17 protein-coding genes are annotated in these 19,820 nt (G+C 50.0%); 5 read left to right on the top strand and 12 right to left on the bottom strand.

The window, feature by feature from the left end:
* Positions 1-97: 97 nt before the first annotated feature.
* On the bottom strand, positions 98-829 hold the full coding sequence (locus tag ACFMKP_RS05720; protein WP_204757605.1) for a hypothetical protein: 732 nt from the start codon (positions 827-829) through the stop codon (positions 98-100).
* A gap of 183 nt (positions 830-1,012) precedes the next feature.
* Positions 1,013-2,062, bottom strand: a complete 1,050-nt coding sequence (locus ACFMKP_RS05715) for a phosphotransferase enzyme family protein (protein WP_382289867.1) — start codon at positions 2,060-2,062, stop codon at positions 1,013-1,015.
* 154 nt (positions 2,063-2,216) lie between these two features.
* Here ACFMKP_RS05715 and ACFMKP_RS05710 point away from each other — a divergent pair, with 154 nt between their 5' ends.
* The gene (locus tag ACFMKP_RS05710) at positions 2,217-3,083 is read left to right on the top strand and encodes an SDR family oxidoreductase (protein WP_204757603.1); all 867 of its coding nucleotides are present in this window, start codon (positions 2,217-2,219) and stop codon (positions 3,081-3,083) included.
* On the opposite strand, the gene ACFMKP_RS05705 is transcribed toward ACFMKP_RS05710, so the two are convergent.
* Together ACFMKP_RS05705 and ACFMKP_RS05700 are read right to left on the bottom strand one after the other, a co-directional pair.
* A complete protein-coding gene (locus tag ACFMKP_RS05705; protein WP_382289865.1) occupies positions 3,080-4,237 on the bottom strand; it encodes a sigma-54-dependent transcriptional regulator in 1,158 nt (385 codons plus the stop codon). The two genes, ACFMKP_RS05710 and ACFMKP_RS05705, sit on opposite strands and share 4 nt — an antisense overlap.
* Positions 4,234-5,553 carry a nitrogen regulation protein NR(II) gene (locus tag ACFMKP_RS05700; protein ID WP_382289864.1) on the bottom strand — a complete coding sequence of 440 codons (1,320 nt, stop codon included), beginning with the start codon at positions 5,551-5,553 and terminating at the stop codon, positions 4,234-4,236. Before ACFMKP_RS05700 ends, ACFMKP_RS05705 begins: the two co-directional genes overlap by 4 nt.
* 239 nt (positions 5,554-5,792) lie before the next feature.
* Here ACFMKP_RS05700 and ACFMKP_RS05695 point away from each other — a divergent pair, with 239 nt between their 5' ends.
* The 3 genes from ACFMKP_RS05695 to fabF all read left to right on the top strand — a co-directional run bounded on the left by ACFMKP_RS05695 (position 5,793) and on the right by fabF (position 9,545).
* A complete protein-coding gene (locus ACFMKP_RS05695; RefSeq protein ID WP_382289862.1) occupies positions 5,793-6,338 on the top strand; it encodes a DUF305 domain-containing protein in 546 nt (181 codons plus the stop codon).
* A gap of 255 nt (positions 6,339-6,593) precedes the next feature.
* The gene (locus ACFMKP_RS05690) at positions 6,594-8,135 is read left to right on the top strand and encodes a hypothetical protein (RefSeq protein WP_382289860.1); all 1,542 of its coding nucleotides are present in this window, start codon (positions 6,594-6,596) and stop codon (positions 8,133-8,135) included.
* A 141-nt stretch (positions 8,136-8,276) separates the two neighbouring features.
* Positions 8,277-9,545: a beta-ketoacyl-ACP synthase II gene (fabF, locus tag ACFMKP_RS05685; RefSeq protein WP_382289858.1), complete on the top strand. Its 1,269-nt coding sequence runs from the start codon at positions 8,277-8,279 to the stop codon at positions 9,543-9,545.
* Positions 9,546-10,342: 797 nt separating this feature from the next.
* Here fabF and ACFMKP_RS05680 read toward each other — a convergent pair.
* From ACFMKP_RS05680 to ACFMKP_RS05645, 8 genes are all read right to left on the bottom strand, one after another.
* Positions 10,343-11,362, bottom strand: a complete 1,020-nt coding sequence (locus ACFMKP_RS05680; RefSeq protein WP_382289856.1) for an ABC transporter ATP-binding protein — start codon at positions 11,360-11,362, stop codon at positions 10,343-10,345.
* A gap of 17 nt (positions 11,363-11,379) precedes the next feature.
* Positions 11,380-12,453 carry an ABC transporter ATP-binding protein gene (locus tag ACFMKP_RS05675; protein ID WP_382289854.1) on the bottom strand — a complete coding sequence of 358 codons (1,074 nt, stop codon included), beginning with the start codon at positions 12,451-12,453 and terminating at the stop codon, positions 11,380-11,382.
* Positions 12,454-12,489: 36 nt separating this feature from the next.
* Positions 12,490-13,488: an ABC transporter permease gene (locus ACFMKP_RS05670; protein ID WP_382289852.1), complete on the bottom strand. Its 999-nt coding sequence runs from the start codon at positions 13,486-13,488 to the stop codon at positions 12,490-12,492.
* Positions 13,489-13,500: 12 nt separating this feature from the next.
* Complete coding sequence (locus tag ACFMKP_RS05665; protein WP_110516754.1) at positions 13,501-14,505, bottom strand: ABC transporter permease; 1,005 nt, start codon at positions 14,503-14,505, stop codon at positions 13,501-13,503.
* Between the two features lie 155 nt (positions 14,506-14,660).
* The gene (locus tag ACFMKP_RS05660) at positions 14,661-16,436 is read right to left on the bottom strand and encodes a peptide ABC transporter substrate-binding protein (protein WP_382289850.1); all 1,776 of its coding nucleotides are present in this window, start codon (positions 16,434-16,436) and stop codon (positions 14,661-14,663) included.
* A gap of 99 nt (positions 16,437-16,535) precedes the next feature.
* On the bottom strand, positions 16,536-16,775 hold the full coding sequence (locus ACFMKP_RS05655; protein ID WP_204757593.1) for a hypothetical protein: 240 nt from the start codon (positions 16,773-16,775) through the stop codon (positions 16,536-16,538).
* A gap of 15 nt (positions 16,776-16,790) precedes the next feature.
* Positions 16,791-17,855 (bottom strand): AAA family ATPase, encoded by a 1,065-nt coding sequence (locus ACFMKP_RS05650; protein ID WP_204757592.1) that lies wholly within the window; start codon positions 17,853-17,855, stop codon positions 16,791-16,793.
* Between the two features lie 24 nt (positions 17,856-17,879).
* Positions 17,880-18,869: a sugar phosphate nucleotidyltransferase gene (locus tag ACFMKP_RS05645; protein ID WP_204757591.1), complete on the bottom strand. Its 990-nt coding sequence runs from the start codon at positions 18,867-18,869 to the stop codon at positions 17,880-17,882.
* 527 nt (positions 18,870-19,396) lie between these two features.
* Between ACFMKP_RS05645 and ACFMKP_RS05640 the strand changes: the two genes are divergently transcribed.
* On the top strand, positions 19,397-19,789 hold the full coding sequence (locus ACFMKP_RS05640) for a response regulator (protein WP_054533757.1): 393 nt from the start codon (positions 19,397-19,399) through the stop codon (positions 19,787-19,789).
* Positions 19,790-19,820: the final 31 nt, after the last annotated feature.

Below are 19,820 nucleotides of genomic sequence, written 5' to 3'. Positions count from 1 at the left end.
GCTCCTTCCAACAAAACAACACGATGGCGATGCACCAAGGCACCGCCATGTTTCTCGCAATAATACCATGTACTGCCGCAAGCCAATACGTGATGGGCTATGTCACAAGTTCGTCACCATCAAGTATTGCCAACTCTTCGGCGCTGGGGGTTTGCGAAACAACTTTGCCGAAAATTTCGCGCTCTTTGTTATCGCGAATCATAAAGGCTCGTTTACGAGCTTCTTCTTCGCCATACTTGCGCACCGACACCGAAGTCCGATGGATTTCATTTGGGCGTGGACACCAGGTGATTTCATAAACATCACGCAGATAAACCTCGCCTTTGCGATTGCGATCCTTACGGCGCACTCTGGTCACGCCAATTTTGCCAGTCGCATTGCGGCGACTAACCGTAACCACCGGGCGATCAGTCCGTGGCTTGCCCAACTCGCGTTCGGCTTCGTCACGAAAATCCAAAGCAGCAGCCAAAGCGCCTTCGCGACCATCGTAGAGCATATCACTGAAGAATTTAACTCGTTGTTGGCCTTTGTAGAACACCCGCACATACCAGCCATGTGTCCGTTTGATCTCACGATCAATTCGGCTGATACCCTTGTAATGCACCTCAGGATCAACCGTTTCAATGTGGGGTCGCCCTCGTTCGCGCTTAATCGAATCGCGATATTCTAAAGCATTGCGCAGCGCATTACCAGAGCCATTGAACGCATTGTCGCTGAAAAACTTGCTGAACAATTCACCATCGATCCTCACCCGCACCCACCAACCATACGAATTGGCCTCGACGTTCTCAATCCGTCGGATGTTTTTGTACTTTTGTTGTGTTGCCATATGCATCCTTGTCCGTTGGTGTTTAAACCTCCTAAATAAACATCTCTCGCGATTACTGAAGGCTTAATGTAGCACGATTATAACCCGAAAATCGCTTATTGAATCTATGCACTTGGCCCTATCTACATGGGTAGCTTTTGGATAACCGCAGTTGGTATATGCTAGCCTAGCAACTATGGGTAGTTAGCGGGCGAGTGGGGGATGTAGATAAATTGTTCTAATCCTTGTGGTGAATGTTTCGATCACCTCATGGACATCACTCGCAAAAAGTGGGTCGTAGGTTGCATGGCCGACATACCATTGTAGCACGTTGGTACAGCGGGCCGAGATTATTACGTCAAGCAGCTTGGAGGCGGCTTCGTCCCAGCGTTGGAGCTGACAATAGCCCTTTAAAAAGTTCTGCCAAATGCCATCCCACTGGGGGGTGATCCGCCAACGTCCCACCGCAATCGCCAAATCATACAGCCAATAGCCAAAACCACAATCATCAAAGTCGATCGCACGCGCCGCGCCATCAGCAAATAAAATATTGCCCCAATGTGGATCAGCATGAATCAAGCCATAAACATCGCGACCTTTGCCGAGCATGCGCTCAACTTCGGCAAAATCATCCATGGTTTGTTGCAAAAGTTGATGATGTTGCGCCGGAATCGCCGCCCAAACTGTGGCATGATCAGCGCCATTGCTCACATTGGCTCCAAATTGACCTTCCCAATCCCAACTGCGACGCTGAAAATCGCGCGGCAAGACCCAGTTTTGGGCATGTTGATGTAATTGGCCAACAAGTAGCCCAAGTTGTTGGCAATGCGCTGGTGTAGGATTATTGATTTGCAAACGGCCATCAAGCCATTCCATCAATGAGCAATTGTAACGATGAGGAATTTCGGCAATCTGCACGCTTTGCACATAGCGCCCATCCAAGCCAGCAACCGGCAAAGGCACTGGCAATTTGGCTTCTTCAGCCAAAGCTTTGAGCCATTGCAGCTCCGAATTTATTTCGGCGGCGCTGTTGTAGTTGATGCCATGTAAACGCAGCAAATAATAGCCAGTGCGATAAAACCCAGTCTGTGAGCCATCAGCCGCAGCAGTTTTGACTCGATAGGTGGTATTTTCGCCATGATTAATAAACGTTAGTTGTTCGGCTTGGATGCCAAACGCAGCCAGGGCTGCCTCCGCCAAGCGCCGTCGCCGCTGGTGCTGACCACGCTCAGTTAATTGATCAAATGCTTTCATTGCCAAAGGCTCCCGTCTAGCATAACCAAGCAAGTCTAGCCGATTGGCCTAGCGTTGCACTCCATCGCAAGCCTGAAGCCACTTCAGCAATTGGTATGTTTCTTGCTTCTCTATGCACTGAAGTGTGGTTACGTGTTAAAAGGAGATAAATAGTATGTCAAACGAAGAAAAGAAACAGCAATTTCCACCCCAAACCCAAGATCAACAGCCTGGCATCGAATCGGAAATGCAGCCCAAGCCCAAAGCCCAAGATCGCCGCTATCAAGGCAGCGATAAACTGAAGGATAAAGTTGCCCTGATTACTGGGGGCGATAGTGGGATTGGACGGGCAGTTGCGATTGTTTATGCCAAAGAAGGCGCTGATGTCGTGATTAATTATTTGAATGAACATGACGACGCACAAGAAACCAAGCGCTTGGTCGAGGCCGAAGGCCGCCGCTGCTTGCTCTCAGCTGGCGATATTGGCGATGAAGCTTATTGCCAAAGCCTCGTCGAGCAAACAATAGCAAAATTCGGTCAGCTTGATATTTTGATTAATAATGCAGCTGAGCAACATCCGCAAGAATCGATTACTGATATTAGTGCCGAGCAATTGGAGCGTACCTTCCGCACCAATATTTTTGCCATGTTCTACCTGACCAAAGCAGCCTTACCGCAGCTCAAAAAAGGTAGCAGCATTATCAACACGACCTCGGTTACAGCCTATCGTGGCAGCCCGCAATTGCTCGATTATTCAGCAACCAAGGGCGCAATCGTGGCCTTTACGCGCTCGCTCTCACAATCCTTAATCGAAAAAGGCATTCGGGTTAATGGCGTAGCACCCGGCCCAATTTGGACACCGCTGATTCCCGCAACCTTTGATGCCGAAAAAGTGGCGACCTTCGGCAGCGATGTGCCGATGAAACGCGCAGGCCAGCCAGAAGAAGTTGCCAATTGCTATGTGTTTTTGGCCAGCGATGATGCCTCGTATATGGCGGGGCAAATCTTACACCCCAATGGCGGCGAAGTGATCAACGGCTAACTCAGGCCATGTTTTTCGAGCCGATAGAGCAATTGATGGCGCGACAAGCCCAACAATTCGGAGGCGCGAGTTTTATTGCCATTGGCTTGCTGCAACGCTTGCTGCAATAAACTGCGCTCAACCAACTCTAGTTGCAGGCCAGCTGCGGGCAAGGCAATTGGCTCGGCGGTAGCCAAAGCCAAATCATACGGCAAATGCTCAGGCTGAATCGTTTGGCCATTCGCCGCCATAGCCGCCCGCTCCAGCACATGGCGCAACTCTGGCAGGTTGGCGCTCCAATAGCTTTGCTCAAGCTGTTGGAGCGCCGCTGCGCTTAACGATTGCGTGCCAAGCCAAGCCCTAGCAAACAAACCAATATCGCTACGGCGTTGGTTCAGATTAGGAACCTGAAGCGTTGGCACTGGTTGTTCAGGCAATTCAAGGCTGGTCAATATGATCCTCGGCTGGAGCGATTGGGCCAAAAGCCAATTGAGCCAATTTAAGCCATGGCGAATTAACAGAGTGCCTTGGCCAGCCTCGTGCAGCGCCGCTACGAGTATCGGCTCAGTCAATAACGCTCCATCAAGCTCAATCAAAGGCCCATTGTGGCGCTGGCTCGTTGCATGCGCATAATGCCCAAGTTGGGCCTTGCCAACCCCAGCTTCGCCAACCAACACCAACAATGGCAAACGATCGATCATGCGCTCAAGTTGCTCGCGACATGCCAACCAAACAGGATGGCTACCAATTAAACCAGCAGTTGTGGCTTGTTTTTGGCTTTGGCGCAAATAGCGAATTTCTTGCTGGAGTGCAGCCCGCTCCAACGCCCGTTGCAGTTTAAAACCAATTTCTTCCAAATCAAAGGGCTTGCGCAAATAATCGGCAGCGCCTCGTTGCATAGCCTCAACTGCACTCGCAACCGTACCATAGGCGGTCAAAATCAGCACCACAACATCAGGCCAGCGTTCACGCAAACGGGCCAAGGTTGCCAGTCCATCCATGCCTTTTAATTTCAAATCGAGAATCACAACATCGGCAGGCTGGCGACTCATCGCCGCTAAACCATCGTTGGCATTGGCTGCAACCGCAACCTCATAGCCTTGGTCGCTCAAGGCTTCGCTCAGCACCCAACGCAAATTGGCCTCATCGTCAATTACCAAAACGCGCTTGCTCATGATCGTGCTCCTTGCCGCAACAATGGTAGCCGCAAACGAGCCAAGGTGCCTTGATTTGGCCCAGCTTCGAGGCTAATGGTGCCGCCATGTTCGGCAACACTGCGCGCAACCAAGGCCAAACCCATGCCCGTGCCATCGTCACGGGTGGTAAAAAATGGATCAAAAATCCGCTCGCGAATCGCCGGATCGATGCCCACTCCCTGATCCTGCACCAAAATTTCAAGCTGTTGGCCGACAATCACGCTCTCAAGTTGAATCACTTGCCCAGTTTGGCTGGCTTGCAGCGCATTCAAGCTCAGGTTTAATAGCATTTGCCAGATTGCATCGCGATCAGCTTCAATCCATGGTTCACTCGCATCAAGGCGAAGCTGCAAGGCAACGCCATGTTCTGCTGCCAACGGCTGACAGGTAGCCCCAAATTCGGCTAATAATTGGTTGATTGCCAATGGCTGGCGTTGCAACGCTTGGGGCTGGGCATAATTCAATAGCGAGCTAATCAAGCGATCCAAACGATCAACCTCGCTATTAATCACGCTTGTATAGTGGGCTAAGGCTGGTTTTTGAGCCAATTTATGGCCCAAGAGTTGGCTGGTGGCGCGCACAATGCCCAATGGATTGCGGGCCTCGTGGGCGAGACCGCCAGCCAATTGGCCCAAGGCTGCCATACGTTCAGCTTGGCGAATGCGCTCGGCGATTGCTTGCTGCTCGCGAATATCCTCAAACACCAAAACCGCCCCAATTGGCTGGCCCTCAACATTATGTAATGCTGAACGCCGCACCGCCAACGCTAATTGATCAATTTGCATTTCGCTATAGCCATTGGTTTGCGGCAATTGGGCGAGGCTTGGAGTTGGTTGCAATAAATGTTTCGCTGTTGGATTTTGCAATTTCAACTGCTGCTGCTCAATCGTGGCAACCCCCACCGGCAGGCTCGCCAACACATCGTGGATATACACCCGCAAGCTTTCGGCGCGGCTATGCGCCTGTTGTTCGCGCTCGGCCAAGCTGCCAAGCAACGCTGCCACCACAATCAGGGTCGCCATTTCGAGCGTATTATCCAGCAAACTATTGGCGGCATGGGCATCGAGCCAATGGGCATGCGGCAAATAGACCAACGCCGTGAAAAACGCCAGCCCAAGCCCAAATCTACGACCCCACATCACCGCCGCCACGCCAACCGGCAAATAATACAAACTGCGGTAAATCGAATGATAGGGCAAAAGATGGGCGCTGGTCAGATAATGCAGCGCCGTAATGATTAGCTCGCTGCTGAGCACAAACCACAACCAATGCCGTTGCTGAGCAACTTTAACCATAAAACAGCCTCGTCGTGTTACACCAATCGTTATCAGCATTGTAAATTTATTCTGTTCAGCAAACAATTTTTTATAAGATTATTACTGTAATGCAGCGCAGAATGTGGCATTTGCTACAGAATGTGGCATTTGCCACAGCCACATCCTGCTAAAACGCCGCAAATTGCCCAAAACTAGCCATTGCTGCCAAATGTGGGTAGGCTAAGGCTAGGCATATTTGGTTTGAAAGGAACTTAACAATGCAACGATGGATGATGGTGATAAGTATTATTTTCTTGCTCGCAGGCTGTAGCGCCAGCAACGACGATCATGGAAGCGAACATCCAACAACAGCTTCAGGCGATCATGGCGCAATGACGATGGACGATTTACAGTTTCTTGATGGCATGATTGAGCATCATCGGGGGGCAATTGCTATGGCCAAGGATGCCCAAACGCAAGCCAGCGATCCCCGGGTACAAGAGCTAGCCAAGCAAATTATTGTAGCCCAAGAGCCAGAAATTACCCAGCTGCAAGCATGGCGCAAAGCCTGGTTTGGCGATGCTCCAGCCAGCGATCTGAGCGCACTACATATGGGTTCGATGGATGTTCCCGCAGGCAGCGAAAGCTACGATCGGCGCTTTTTGAGCGCGATGATCAGCCACCACGATGGGGCAATCGCGATGGCCCAAAGCATCAAAGCCAGCACCCAACGCAGCGAACTCAAAACCTTCGCCGATACAGTGATCGCTGCCCAAACTGCCGAAAATCAACAAATGCAGAGTTGGTTACAGGAAATCAAGTAGGTGGCAGGGGCCAGGATTCAGAGATTAATCTGCAAGCTTGATCCAAAAAGAAGCCGCTGTGCTCTTACCATGCTTGGTAGTTTGAATCCTGCGCCCTTCATCGATATGTATCAGGATATGCATGGCTTAAAGGGCTACACTCTGGATTATTTGTACAAATCAGGCCCAAAATGGCAGATTAAGCGCCATTTAAAATCCATTTGATTGATCTATGCTGAAACTATCGGCGCAATAGCATCATGATGTGGAGGTTGTATGCTGGCTTGGAGTAAGCGATTCAGGGTCGTAGGCCTGCTGTTGATCGGATTGAGTGGTTGTGGAAATCAAGTGCCTCAACAATCAGCAACCGCTGATTCAGTAGTTCAAGCGCTTGAGTTAGCGACTCAAACCCCAGCAGCTACCCCAATCCCAACAAGTACGCTAGCGCCTACTCGGGTGGTACACCGTGAGGTTCCAGACCACCCAATCGGCGGAATGCACAATGGCTTTGTGACAGATACAGAATGCGAACCCAATTTCAATAGGATTCAACTTGATCCAGCAACCGAACAGCTCGTGGATGCTGCTTTTGAGCATGTTGAATTTCTTGACGATGCGTCGGTGGATGGGGGATCTGATTGGCTGAACTGCACACGATCAATTGCTGAGATTAGCTATGATTTTGATATTAATGTAGTAGATACGCTTGAGCAATTAACCCTCTACCAGTATGCAGAAACCTTACAAGCCATTATTCGTGATCTCCAAACGCAGCCAAGCCTGCAATATCGTTTAGGCAAGATATACATCCATTGGCGTTATCCCGACTATAATTGCTCATGGGGATATCAATATCTTAAAACAAGCACGAATGATGAATATCAATGGTATCTTACCGATGTGAGTCTTCAAGTCATCGATCACAAATCAGCTTGTGAGGTACCCGAAGACGTTGTGCCAAGCAATGCCTGCCTTGCTTCCCACCGCGAGTCAGTCTCGGATGAAGATGGAGATCTTATCGGAAGCGGCTTCAGAGATGATCAATTTTCTGAAATCAATCGTATCGATACAGATCGGCTGTATCCTGATACAACCTGCGACGCTGGCTCAAGTCTTTTAGGCTATCATTTCTATGTAACCAATCCTGCCAATGCAACCACCGCCATGCGTGAAGATCTAGCCCATCAAATCCAAACAATTATTCTTGATTTACGCCAATATCCAACCTTGGATTATCCAACCTATATGCTGGTAATTACCTGGGTAGGTCTTGGTGGCGGCTGTTCATGGGCATATGATTATGCTGAAGATGCTCAAGGCCATGCATGGTATCCACGCTTATCAGATATTTTAGGCTCACAGGGCTGTGATCATCAAGAGGTTGTACAATCGGCTAATCCTCAACCAATCCAGCGGCCTATCTATGCTTGTTTGGGCGCAACGAACTTTCATTATTATCGTATTCCATCAGAACCTCAGGAGCAAGTTACCCAAGCGCTCCAAGACGCTGGCATCGAGGCAAACGTGAGTATTAGCGGTGATGGCGAAGGTGGTGAGTGTGTCTATGGAATCATGAATTATAGCTATTATGTGTCGCTTGAGCGCCCAGCTAATGCAGATCAAGCGCAACTCCAACAACAAGTAGCCACAATCCTCAACGTGATTACCCAGCAAGATTTTGATGTTTCGATGGGTAATTTTGTGGTTTTCTGGAAAACAGGCGATTTAACATGTGCTTGGGATTATAAATCGTTCTATGAAAACGAAACCTTTGTTTGGAAAATTGAAAGATACCATCCCGATCCTTGCCCTGAATAACCTGCTGTGGTAGCAGTTTGATAAAGCGTAGCCATAATCACAACAGATCAGCTAAAAGCAGGAGGATCTTGGCGAAAAAACTGCGGTATAGTGTTGACTGTGATTGCTCCGATCCGAAGCAACATCTGTTAAGGAAGCACTATGCGTCGTGTTGTGATTACAGGAATGGGAATAGTTTCGCCGTTGGGTTGCGGAGTCGATGTCGTTTGGCAGCGCTTATTGGCGGGCCAATCGGGAATTGGGCCATTGCCAGAGCAAATTAGGGCAGGCTTGGCCAGCACAATTGGCGGGGTTGTGCCAAGTTTGGCAGCTGACCCACAGGCTGGCTTTGAGCCAAGCGCCATCGCCAATAGCAAAGAGCTCCGCAAAATGGATCGCTTTATCGTCTTGGGTTTGGCGGCGGCTGCCGAGGCTTTGCAGCAAGCCCAATGGCAGCCAGAAACCGAAGATGCTCAAGAGCGCACAGCAACCTTGATTGCTTCTTGCGTTGGCGGCTTTTCGACCATTACCCAAGCAGTGCGCACTTTAGATAGCAAAGGCCCACAGCGGCTCTCACCATTTACCGTCCCAGCCTTTTTAATCAATCTGGCAGCGGGCCATATTTCAATTCGCTATGGCTTTCGCGGCCCAATTGCTGCACCAGTCACCGCATGCGCCGCCAGTTTGCAAGCAATCGGCGATGGCGCACGCCTAATCCATAGCGGCGAGGCCGATGTTGCGGTGTGTGGTGGCACCGAAGCTGCACTCGATCCGGTCAGTTTGGGGGGATTTGCCGCCGCTCGCGCCTTGGCAACCGAATTCAACGCCAATCCAACCAGCGCCTCACGCCCGTTTGATCAAGCGCGCGATGGCTTTGTGATGAGCGAAGGCGCAGGCGTATTGGTCTTAGAAGATTTAGAACATGCCTTAGCCCGTGGCGCAACGCCATTGGTCGAAGTAGTGGGCTATGGCACAACCGCCGATGCCTATCACATCACCTCTGGCCCAGAAGATGGCTCAGGCGCAGCCCGAGCAATGCGCCTAGCATTACGTCAAGCCCAAATCTCACCCGAGCAAATTCAACATCTGAATGCGCATGCTACCTCAACCCAAGTTGGCGATCGCGGCGAGTTGGCAGCTATCAAGCAGGTATTTGGCGAGAACTCCGGTTTAGCCGTAAGCGCCACCAAATCATCAACTGGCCACTTGTTGGGTGCTGCTGGCGCGGTCGAGGCGATTTTCACTGCGCTGGCGATTCGCGACCAAATTGCTCCCGCCACGCTCAACTTGGAAAATCCCGATCCAGCTAGCGAAGGCATTGATTTGGTTGCAAAAGAACCACGGCCAATGCCAATTGAATATGCTCTATCCAACGGCTTTGGCTTTGGCGGAGTCAACGCCAGCGTAATCTTCAAACGCTGGCAAGGCTAGAACCCAAGGATGAGGGATGAAGGATGAGGGATGAAGGATGAGGGATGAAGGATAAGGGATGAAGGATGAAGTGAGAACATAGAACATAGTATGAAGGTTTAAGCAGTTAGGCTCTAGGTGTACTGGTACATGGGGTTAACCACCGCCTGATCCCCTCACCCCAACCCCTCGCCCGTCGGACGGGCGAGGGGCTTTAATGCCGTGGTTCTTGGGCAATTCGTGGGTAAAAACCAGTGCTCCCCCTTCGCCCGCGTTTTCGTGGGAGAGGGGGCTGGGGGGTGAGGGGACACGGTTGCCAAGCCAATGAACCATTACATCTAGGCTATTGGCTTGCGGAACATCCGGTGGAAAACCACAGAATTCCGCTCGACCATAACCGAGAGCCTTACTTCGCGCTCTTCGCGTTCTTCGTGGTTTCAGCCCTTCGTGGATCAATCAATTTAACGCAGAGCAATAAGGCTATGGGCTGTTGGCGCTTGGCTATGGGAAATTAATAATCTGCGCTAATCTGTGTAATCTGTGGCTAAAATGTCCTTCGCGCGCTTCGCGTTCTTCGTGGTTTCAGCCCTTCGTGGATCAATTCGTTAACGCAGAAGCGCAGAGAAATGAAGGCTTCAGGGGTGGAGCTATAGAAATATTTGGTAGCATAAAGCCCAGAGCCTATAGCCATCGAATAAACCCAAAAGCCCCACTCATCGAATCAGAGTGGAGCCTTTGAATTGAGTAACTTAGATCGCTCGGCAGCAAGTGTGGCTAGCATTACTGGCCCCTAGCCCCTGAACCCCGACCCCTCGTTGCTACTGCAACTTCTTTTCCATTTGCGCTTGCGATTCGGTTGCGCGCCAGCAAGCCACAAAATGGCCGCCACCATAATCTTGAAATGGTGGATCTTCTGCTTTGCATTTGTCGATCACAATTGGGCAACGAGTGTGGAAGTGACAGCCAGAAGGTGGATTAAGCGGGCTTGGCACATCGCCTTGCAAAATAATCCGCTGGCGTTGTTTCTCAACTTCAGGATCGGGAATCGGCACTGCTGAGAGCAAGGCTTGGGTATAGGGGTGCATTGGGTTGGCATAGAGTTGCTTCGAAGGAGCCAACTCAACCATTTTGCCCAAATACATCACCGCCACCCGATCGCTGATGTGCTTTACGACGCTCAAGTTGTGGGCGATAAACAGATAGGTCAAGCCAAATTGGCCTTGCAAATCTTGCAGCAGGTTGATAATTTGGGCTTGAATCGACACGTCGAGCGCTGAAACAGGCTCATCACAGACGATAAAATCTGGCTCAACCGCCAAAGCGCGCGCAATCCCGATCCGTTGGCGCTGGCCGCCAGAGAATTCGTGCGGGTAACGGTTGATAAAGTACGGGTTGAGACCCACGACGCGCAGCAATTCCTCGACCCGCGTGCGCACCTCTTTGCCAGTGCGCAAATTGTGCACCCGAATTGGCTCGCCCACAATATCGCCCACGGTCATGCGTGGATTGAGCGAAGCATACGGATCTTGGAAAATAATCTGCACTTTGCGCCGCATCTGGCGCATAGACTCGCCATGAAGTTTTGTCAACTCTTTGCCATCGAAGTTGACCGTGCCAGCGGTTGGGCGATGCAATTGTAAAATTGCCCGCCCAGTCGTCGATTTACCACAGCCTGATTCACCTACCAAGCCGAGGGTTTCACCGCGTTTAACTGAAAAGCTCAAGCCATCAACTGCTTTAACTGCCCCAACCGTGCGGCGTAATAAACCGTTGGATTTCACTGGGAAGTGCATTTTTAAGCCGTTAATATCGAGCAGATTCTCATTTTGTACTGCCATGTGGCCTTCCTCTGGTTCTACGATGCTTGTTCGTGGGCTAAAACATCCTCAAGTGCTGCATCCAAGACTGCTTCTTCTTCGGCAATTTTCTTTTCAGCCATCACTTGGCGCTGATCACGATCAATATCGAATAAGCAGGCCGCCGTGTGATCGGGTGCAACTTGGCGCAAACTTGGGGTTTCGATCCAGCATTGCTCTTGCACAAAATCGCAGCGTGGCGCAAATGGGCAGCGATTGGTCTTTTCCAACAAATCCGGTGGAAGCCCCGGGATTGGCGTGAGCCGCGTTTGAATTCCATCAAGCCGTGGAATCGAATCGAGCAAGCCAATGGTATAAGGCATGCGCGGATTGCGGAATAGCTCGTTGGTCGAAGCTTGTTCGACCACGCGCCCAGCGTACATCACAATCACGCGGTCGGTCATGCCAGCCACAACCCCAAGATCGTGGGTAATAAAAATAATCGCTGTCCCCGTCTCGTTCTTGAGACGGTTAAGTAATTCTAAGATTTGCGCTTGAATAGTTACATCAAGTGCGGTCGTTGGTTCGTCGGCAATCAACAGCTCAGGGTTACAGGCCAACCCCATAGCGATCATCACCCGTTGGCGCATCCCGCCAGAAAATTGATGTGGAAAATCGTCAAGTCGTTTGTCTGGCGCTGGAATCCCCACCATTGAGAGCAAGTCAATGGCGCGATTCCGAGCCTGTTTGGGAGTCATCCCCATGTGCAATTGCAGCGATTCAGTCATCTGCTTGCCAATCCGTAGCACCGGATTGAGCGAAGTCATGGGGTCTTGGAAGATCATCGAAATCCGATTACCCCGGATTTTACGCATCTCCGACTCACTAAAATCGACCAGATTATCGCCATCGAACAAAATCTGGCCACCAGCAATTTTGCCTGGCGGCGAGGGAATCAAGCGCATAATCGAAAGTGAGGTAACGCTTTTGCCCGAGCCAGATTCGCCGACGATCCCGAGCGTTTCGCCGCGATTGACCGAAAATGAAACATTATTGACAGCATTGACCACGCCATCAGCGGTTTTAAATTGAACTTGTAGGTTTTTGACCTCAAGCAAAGGTGCTTCAGCCATATGTGCTCCTCATGATGTCGAGCAATTTGCCTTGATCTATTGACGGGGATCAAGTGCGTCGCGTAACCCATCGCCCAATGCCACAAAGGCAATCGTAATTGAAGCAATCGCAATCGCCGAGGCGATCAAAATCCATGGTTGCGAATCAATCGCCGACTTACCTTCCAAAATCATCTGGCCCCAGCTGGTAGGAAACGGATTATTTGGGTTGGTATCAGGCTGGATCCCAATCCCCAAAAAGCTGAGGGTTGCTTCGGTGACAATCGCGCTTGGCACAATAAACGCGCCTGCCACAATAATTGGGGCCAGCGTGTTGGGCAAAATGTGGCGAAACAAAATTGAGCCACGGCGTACGCCAACTGCCTCGGCGGCCTCAACAAATTCTTTTTCTTTTAATGAAAGCACTTGGCCACGCACCAAGCGCGAAACACTGGCCCAGTTGACAGCTGAGAACGATAAGAAAATCAGCAGCAAGCCATTAAACGTCTTGCCGAATGCGGTCTGGCTGAAGGCCGTTTGCACAATAATAAAGAACAAAATATCGGGCAACGAAAAGATAATATCAGTGAAGCGCATCAGCAAACTATCGAGTTTGCCGCCAGCAAAGCCTGAAATCAAACCAATCGTAATCCCAATCGTCAAGGTAAAGATCATGGGAATAAAGCCCACAACCATCGAAACCCTGGTTCCATAAATCAAGCGACTCAGCACATCACCGCCAGCAGAATCGGTGCCGAGCGGAAACTTCCAAATCCCACTGCGTTTAGGATTTTTCTCATCAACAACCCACGCTGCTTGGCGATAAACGCCCCGTTCGCGTAATTCGGTTGTGGTTGGCCGGCCAGGCGAATGGGGTGCGATGACTGGGGCGAAAATTGCGACCAACGCCAGCAAAAACAAATAAACAATACTTGCCATTGCTAAACGATTGCGGCGCAAACGCAGCCATGCATCGCTCCAAAGACTCCGAACAGGCCGCGTAAATTCTTGAGCTTGGGCCGGATTTGTACCAGCCACATTCGATGCGGTTGCCATTGTTCGAGTCTCCTAGCTGTTACGAATCCGTGGATCAATCAAGCCATACGAAAGGTCGACCATAATATTGCCCAATGCAACCAGCAATGAGAAAAACAGGGTCGAACCCATAATCATTGAATAATCGCGGCTTCCAATTGCCCCAATAAATTCACTGCCAATGCCTGGGACGCGGAAGACTGATTCGATAATAAACGAACCAGTGACCAAGCCCGCCACCGCCGGCCCTAGAATTGTGATGACCGGAATCAGGCTATTACGCAGGATGTGGCGCAAAATCACCACCCGATCACCAAGCCCTTTAGCTTTGGCTGTCCGAATATAATCTTGGCGTTTTACTTCAAGCACACTACTACGGGTCAAGCGCGTAATATAAGCCATTGTGCCAAGCCCCAAGATAATTGCTGGGGGAAAATACGACATACTAAAGCCTTCCCAAACCGAGGGATCTTTAATCGGCGCAACCCCAAAGACTTTGCTCATGACCAGCAGCAAGACCAAACCAGTCACAAAGGTTGGCACCGAAAAGCCAATCGTCGAGATAATCAAGCTAAAGTAATCGAAGATCGTATTTTGGCGCAAAGCACCGAGAATTCCTAAGGGAAAACCCACCACTAAGGCAAAAGTAAGCGAAATTAAGCCAAGCCGCAATGAAATCGGAAAGGTTTGTTTAATTTTATCTTGAACCGTTTCAGTGCCTTTTGAGGCATAGGTTGGCCCCAAATCACCTTGAACTGCGTTCAGCATATAGTTGCCAAATTGGCTATCGAACAAGCCACGAACTGCCGCGAATGGGCCATCAGCACTCATACGATTATTAAATTCAGCAGTATTGAGCCACGCAGGTTTATCTAAACCAAATTTACGATTAAGTAGGGCAATCGTTGACGGGGCAACTTCTTTCTCTTGATCGAATGGCCCACCTTTGGCCTGTTTCATCAGAAAAAAAGTGATTAATGCCACGAGAAACAACACCGGAATCATCGCCAAGACGCGACGAATTATAAAGCCAATCATGCCATGCCTCCATTGGCGCGAGAGCGAGCCGGGGTGTTGCCTCGCGAGCCTTGATTGCAATTTAACAGGGTGCTTGCAAAAAATTTAAAGAGTGGGAGCTAGGTTTAGGTGGGGAGCAGCGCAGGCCAGCGCTACTCCCCAGAAGGTTAAATCAATTACTTGATTTCGATGCTGTATGAAGTCCATTGGCCAGGGAATTGATCATCAGCAGCGGTCTTTGAGAAGCCGCTTACGCGTGGGTTGATCACGTATTTATTCACCCGGTTGTACATCATAGCAGTTGGCAAGTCACCAACGATCAACTTTTGGGCAGCGGTGTAGGCTTCCAAGCGGGTTGCTTCGTCGGTGCTGGTGTCGGCCTTGGTCAAGAATTCGTCAACCGCTGGGTTGCCGTAGCCTTGGCGTTGAGCAAAGGTTGCGTTGCTATTCCAGAACACGCTCAACCAGTTTTGAGCATCGGGATAGTCTTGAATCCAACCACCCAATGACAATTGAGGATAGGTCGAGTTGTCTTTCTTAGCAGCGGTCAAATCTTTGCTTGGCAATGGCAACAACTTAACTTCAACACCCAAGACTTCGCGGAAGGTGTTGGCCAAGAACTCGTGGCGAGCTTGGTTAGCGGTGTCGTTGCTGCTGTAAGCCATGGTGATTTCTGGCAATTTTTCAGCTGAGCCATAGCTTGATTCAGCCAAAGCTGCTTTGGCTTTTTCTGGGTCAAACGCAAAGCGATCTTCGGTTGCATCATAGCCAGGAATCCCTTGAGGAATCCAGGTCAAGGTTGGCAAACAGTCGCCGTTACGAATCACTTCACAGTAGGTATCGCGATCGATCGCATAGGCAAATGCTTCACGCACCTTAGGATCGTTGAATGGTTCCGTGGTGGTGTTGAATTGCAAACCGGTCGTGTTGGCACCTGGGTATGAAATGTACAATGGGCCAAGGTCAGCGTCGCTTTGGACAGCTGGAATTTGGCTTGGATCTGGAGCGAAGATATCAAGTTGGCCGGTGCGATATGCTTCCAAGGCAACTGATGAATCGTCGATATAGATCATGCTAATGCCATCCAGTTTGGCTTTGTTCCAGTAATTTTCGTTACGCACAAAGTCAATTTGTTGGTCTTCAGCAATCCGGCTGAATTGGAAAGGCCCGTTGCCAACTTGCGCAGCAGGATCTTTCCACCAGTTTTCGCCACCTTTTTCGATCAACTCTTGCTTGGCTGGGTACATAACCCACAGGCCAGCAATCGTTGGCAAGTAAGGAGCAGCTTGAACGGTTGAAATGACGATCGTGCTATCGTCTGGGGTGCTAACACCCAACGCAGCTTTAGCAGCATCGTACTTGGCGGTATCGGTGATGGTCGTACCAGCGAAATCAGCACAGCCAGTGATATCAAACAGGATTGATTGATATTCGCCAGCGGTCACTGGGTCACAGGTGCGTTGAATCGAATACGCGAAGTTCTTCGAGGTCAATGGCGAGCCATCGCTGTATTTGAGGTCAGGGCGCAAAGTGAAGGTAAATACGGTCCCATCAGCGTTTGCTTCCCATTTCTCGGCAGCACCAGGCACGGTTTCCAGTTTGTCATTGAGGCGGGTTAGGCCTTCGTAGTTTTGCGACAGCAACACGATTTCGGCGCTGTACGAGCTTTTCTGTGGATCAAAGACATCTGGATAGGCAACTTGGTGAACCCGAAGAATGTTTCCGTCAGTTGCGGCTGGTGGAGTGGTTGCTTCTGCAGTTGCATCTGCGGTTGTTGCGGTTGCTTCAGCAACAGGCGCAGTTGTAGCAGTTGCTTCTGCACCAGTTGCAGGTGCGCTGGTAGCGGTTGCAGCGGGTGCAGTCGTTGGAGTTGCATCGCCACCACAAGCGGCCAAGGTTGGTACGGTCAATACCATTAAGGCCAATAAGCGGGTCAAACGACGTTTGAGCATGAAGGCTATCTCCTTAATTCAACGAGTACGAAAACCAACACAACGATAATCCCTGATGTGTCACCCATCACCCCCTTTCAATAGGTTTGGTGTGCCAGCCTAAGCGGGCAAAATGCTCCATGATGCACGTGATGAATTCATCACATAAAATAGCAAGTAAAAGCTTGAGCATGGTTGGCCACCAGGCCCGCCACCGCGCACGCGACGCTCATAACTTGGGGTCGATTTAAGTCGTTGAAGTAAGCTGACTTTTGGTGCTGCATGCGTTAATTCTTGCTGCAATGCATCACGAAAGAGCATGTCCACGGTAGTATCATCAAGATCGTTGTGAACTGGCATACGTAGCTTCCTAGCCTAATAGAGCAAAGAGTCGGTTAGGCCTACCAAGGTGGTGCTTGGTAGTTGGGCAAGTTGACGATGCAACAAGGCCTCAATTGCGGCGCTATGTTGCGGTTGCCCCCACAGCCTTAACAACAACTGGCGTGCCATCACAAATGAATAGGCAAACTGGGCGTTGTTAAGCACATCATATGGAATGAATAATCCGTGTCCCTCTATGGTAAAGCTATTTGCCACAGCCCGCAACATGGTACTGCGCCAAGTCTGGGTATAGGTCAAATTACTTTGCCACAGAATCGCCATCAATTCGCTTGGTGGCTGCAAAATATCATCTAAATGAGGCCCAAGCAGCGTGTGTAAGCGATCACTTGCTGCCTCATCACTGCGATATTGCTGATCAAGCAACAAGCGTTGCATGCCCACCGGAGCCATCCGTTGTTGGCGTTTAACTGTGCGAATGTTGCTTTGCAACCATTGTGGCTGCATATAGACACAGTTAATTTGAGCCAACAATGAGCTTTGATCGCGATCAACCGGATGTTCAGCATCCAGCGTGCCAGTAATAATTACATTACTCGGCAAGGCTGGCCATTTATGCGGCGGATAGCCGCGCATCACCAAACGGGTAATCCCATCAGGATCACGACTCACATTCGCAAAGTAGGTATAAATATCGTGAGGCCGTAGGTTATCGAGACAGAGGAAGAACAAACGGCCAGCGTTGGCTGGCGCAGCAGCATTCTCCAATGTCTCGACAAACTTCATCCACCCAAACCGATCTTGTATTTCGCTTGCTTGCAGGCTACTGCCAAGATTTACATAGGTATATTGATCATCAAAGGGCAGTACCAAAGCCTGGGCAAACAAGCGGGCCAATTCAGTCTTGCCCTGCCCGCTTGGCCCAAACAACAAGACAAAGGGGCTAGTCTTGATTGCAATCAGATAATCAATCACCAACAAGGGTGGAATCGCATATCCGGCGGCATGACAATAGGTCAACACCTGTGCTATCAACCGATGTTCGTCGGCGATAAGATGGTGAAAGCCGGTGCCACGCTGCAAGCTGGTTGGTGGGGACATCCAGTCCCCTGATTGATCATGCATTTACTGAATCGTACTACCAAATGTAATCACTGATGAATCGCCGACGTTTAGGTGTTGGAATTCGCCTCTGATATGCGCGCCTTCACCGATGAGTGAGCCTTCTAAGGTTGATGATTGAATGGTGGCTCCTTGGTTGATAATCGAATCGCGGACAATCGAATCGACAATCACGCTATGGTCGGCAATCGAGACAAACGGCCCAATAATCGAGTTGCTAATCTCCACATGTTCGCCGATGAACACTGGTGGAACGATAATCGCGCCGTCGCGTTGTTCAACATTGCCTGTTTCGTGTTGCAGCAAATAGCGATTGGTGCGTAACAAGGCGGGAGCCGTGCCACAATCTTCCCACATGGTCGCAGTTTCAGCGCTGAATTTGGTGCCATTGCTAATCATCAATTGCAAGGCATCGGCCAGATAAAACTCACCTTTGGTCTGAATGTTCTTTTCAATCAAGACATCGATTGCTGCAAACAGGTCTTTTACTTCACGCACATAGTATGCGCCAATCAAAGCCAAGTTGGAAACGGGGGTGCTTGGTTTTTCCACCAGCTTGGTAATTACCCCATCTTCGAGTAATGCCACCCCGAAACGAGAAGGATCATCAACTTCGCTTACATAGATCACGCCGTCTGCATCGGTTTGGTTCAAAACATTCAGGTTTGCTTCAAAAATCGTATCAACAAACAAAATCAGAGTTGGGCCAGAAACCATATCTTGGGCCAAAGCAATCGCATGGGCTTGGCCTTTAAGCTCAGTTTGCTCAACAAAATGGCTCTTGAAGTTATAGTTCTTGCGAACATATTCCTCAATTTGTGTACCCAAATACCCGGTAATAAACACCACGTCATCGATTGGTAGAACTTTGAGTTTGTCGAGCAAGTGGCCAATCACGGCCTTGCCCGCCACGGGAACCAACGGCTTTGGACGGGTATGTGTATGTGGTCGCAGGCGGGTTCCAAGACCAGCGGTAGGAATAATTACATTCATACTGCATTTTACGGTGATCAGCAGGCGTTAAACGCTGCTAGCCAACCGTACTCCCTTTCATTGATTTGCAGAATTTAGCGTTTGTTTTGGAATGCATGCACGCAGCTTGTTGCAGCGTGGAGTACAAACCCACGGTACACTGAGGACGCATTGAGTATATCAGGCAGCCTGATGATTGGCAAATATCCCAATCTTGCTAATCGAGCCTAGGCCATTGCCCAACCCACCGCGCCAACATCCTTCAAGCGCTATGTCACCCACTGGAGTGAGATCGTAAACCCCAAAACTAGCTCTTTCCTTCCACAGCGGCTACGGACCATTGAACCATGGCATGTATGCAGAAACTTGCATATACTTTTACTAATTAAACAACCATCACTTATTAATCCACGTCATTGGCGCAAGCATTCCATAACAAACCATGCAATCGCCCACGAGTCCTACTGTAAATTAGCTAGTAAGGTTCGCTTGCTACAGTACATTTGGATACGAGCAGATCAGAAGGTACAATTTTAGGAGATACCCATATGCCAACCATCTTAGTTGTTGATGATATGCCTGACAACCGTCAGCTTTTAGGAATAATGCTCCAACGGTCTGGTTATACAACCGAGATGGCTCGTGATGGGGTCGAAGCCCTGGAAGCTATTCAAAAGAGCCAACCAGACCTTGTATTGCTTGATTTGAATTTGCCACGCATGGATGGATGGACGGTCTGTCGGACGGTCAAAGCCAGCCCCCACTTGGCTCATATCCCGATTGTAGCGTTAACTGCGAGTTGCAGCCCTGGCGAAGTCAAGCAATTGATGACCCCCGACTGGACTGATTATGTCAGCAAGCCCTTCGACGTTATGTCATTAATGGAGAAGGTCAAGCTCTGGCTCGCCGGTTCCAATCAATCCAAGCCATGGTATAGCTAAGTCGCAAGCGTCAATTAAATACACAAGCGGT

This window comes from Herpetosiphon sp. NSE202, from assembly GCF_042688385.1.
Classification (GTDB): Bacteria; Chloroflexota; Chloroflexia; order Chloroflexales; family Herpetosiphonaceae; genus Herpetosiphon.
Note: the sequence above shows the minus strand (reverse complement) of the source record. Positions and strands in the feature narration are given on the sequence as shown.

Bases quoted from the DNA above. Each gene is read 5' to 3' on its own strand.
- ACFMKP_RS05680 (WP_382289856.1), bottom strand. From the start codon at position 11,362: ATGGCAGTACAAAATGAGAATCTGCTCGATATTAACGGCTTAAAAATG.
- ACFMKP_RS05670 (WP_382289852.1), bottom strand. From the start codon at position 13,488: ATGGCAACCGCATCGAATGTGGCTGGTACAAATCCGGCCCAAGCTCAA.
- ACFMKP_RS05720 (WP_204757605.1), bottom strand. From the start codon at position 829: ATGGCAACACAACAAAAGTACAAAAACATCCGACGGATTGAGAACGTC.
- ACFMKP_RS05690 (WP_382289860.1), top strand. From the start codon at position 6,594: ATGCTGGCTTGGAGTAAGCGATTCAGGGTCGTAGGCCTGCTGTTGATC.
- ACFMKP_RS05695 (WP_382289862.1), top strand. From the start codon at position 5,793: ATGCAACGATGGATGATGGTGATAAGTATTATTTTCTTGCTCGCAGGC.
- ACFMKP_RS05640 (WP_054533757.1), top strand. From the start codon at position 19,397: ATGCCAACCATCTTAGTTGTTGATGATATGCCTGACAACCGTCAGCTT.
- ACFMKP_RS05675 (WP_382289854.1), bottom strand. From the start codon at position 12,453: ATGGCTGAAGCACCTTTGCTTGAGGTCAAAAACCTACAAGTTCAATTT.
- ACFMKP_RS05715 (WP_382289867.1), bottom strand. From the start codon at position 2,062: ATGAAAGCATTTGATCAATTAACTGAGCGTGGTCAGCACCAGCGGCGA.
- ACFMKP_RS05700 (WP_382289864.1), bottom strand. From the start codon at position 5,553: ATGGTTAAAGTTGCTCAGCAACGGCATTGGTTGTGGTTTGTGCTCAGC.
- fabF (WP_382289858.1), top strand. From the start codon at position 8,277: ATGCGTCGTGTTGTGATTACAGGAATGGGAATAGTTTCGCCGTTGGGT.
- ACFMKP_RS05705 (WP_382289865.1), bottom strand. From the start codon at position 4,237: ATGAGCAAGCGCGTTTTGGTAATTGACGATGAGGCCAATTTGCGTTGG.
- ACFMKP_RS05645 (WP_204757591.1), bottom strand. From the start codon at position 18,869: ATGAATGTAATTATTCCTACCGCTGGTCTTGGAACCCGCCTGCGACCA.
- ACFMKP_RS05710 (WP_204757603.1), top strand. From the start codon at position 2,217: ATGTCAAACGAAGAAAAGAAACAGCAATTTCCACCCCAAACCCAAGAT.
- ACFMKP_RS05650 (WP_204757592.1), bottom strand. From the start codon at position 17,855: ATGTCCCCACCAACCAGCTTGCAGCGTGGCACCGGCTTTCACCATCTT.
- ACFMKP_RS05665 (WP_110516754.1), bottom strand. From the start codon at position 14,505: ATGATTGGCTTTATAATTCGTCGCGTCTTGGCGATGATTCCGGTGTTG.
- ACFMKP_RS05655 (WP_204757593.1), bottom strand. From the start codon at position 16,775: ATGCCAGTTCACAACGATCTTGATGATACTACCGTGGACATGCTCTTT.
- ACFMKP_RS05660 (WP_382289850.1), bottom strand. From the start codon at position 16,436: ATGCTCAAACGTCGTTTGACCCGCTTATTGGCCTTAATGGTATTGACC.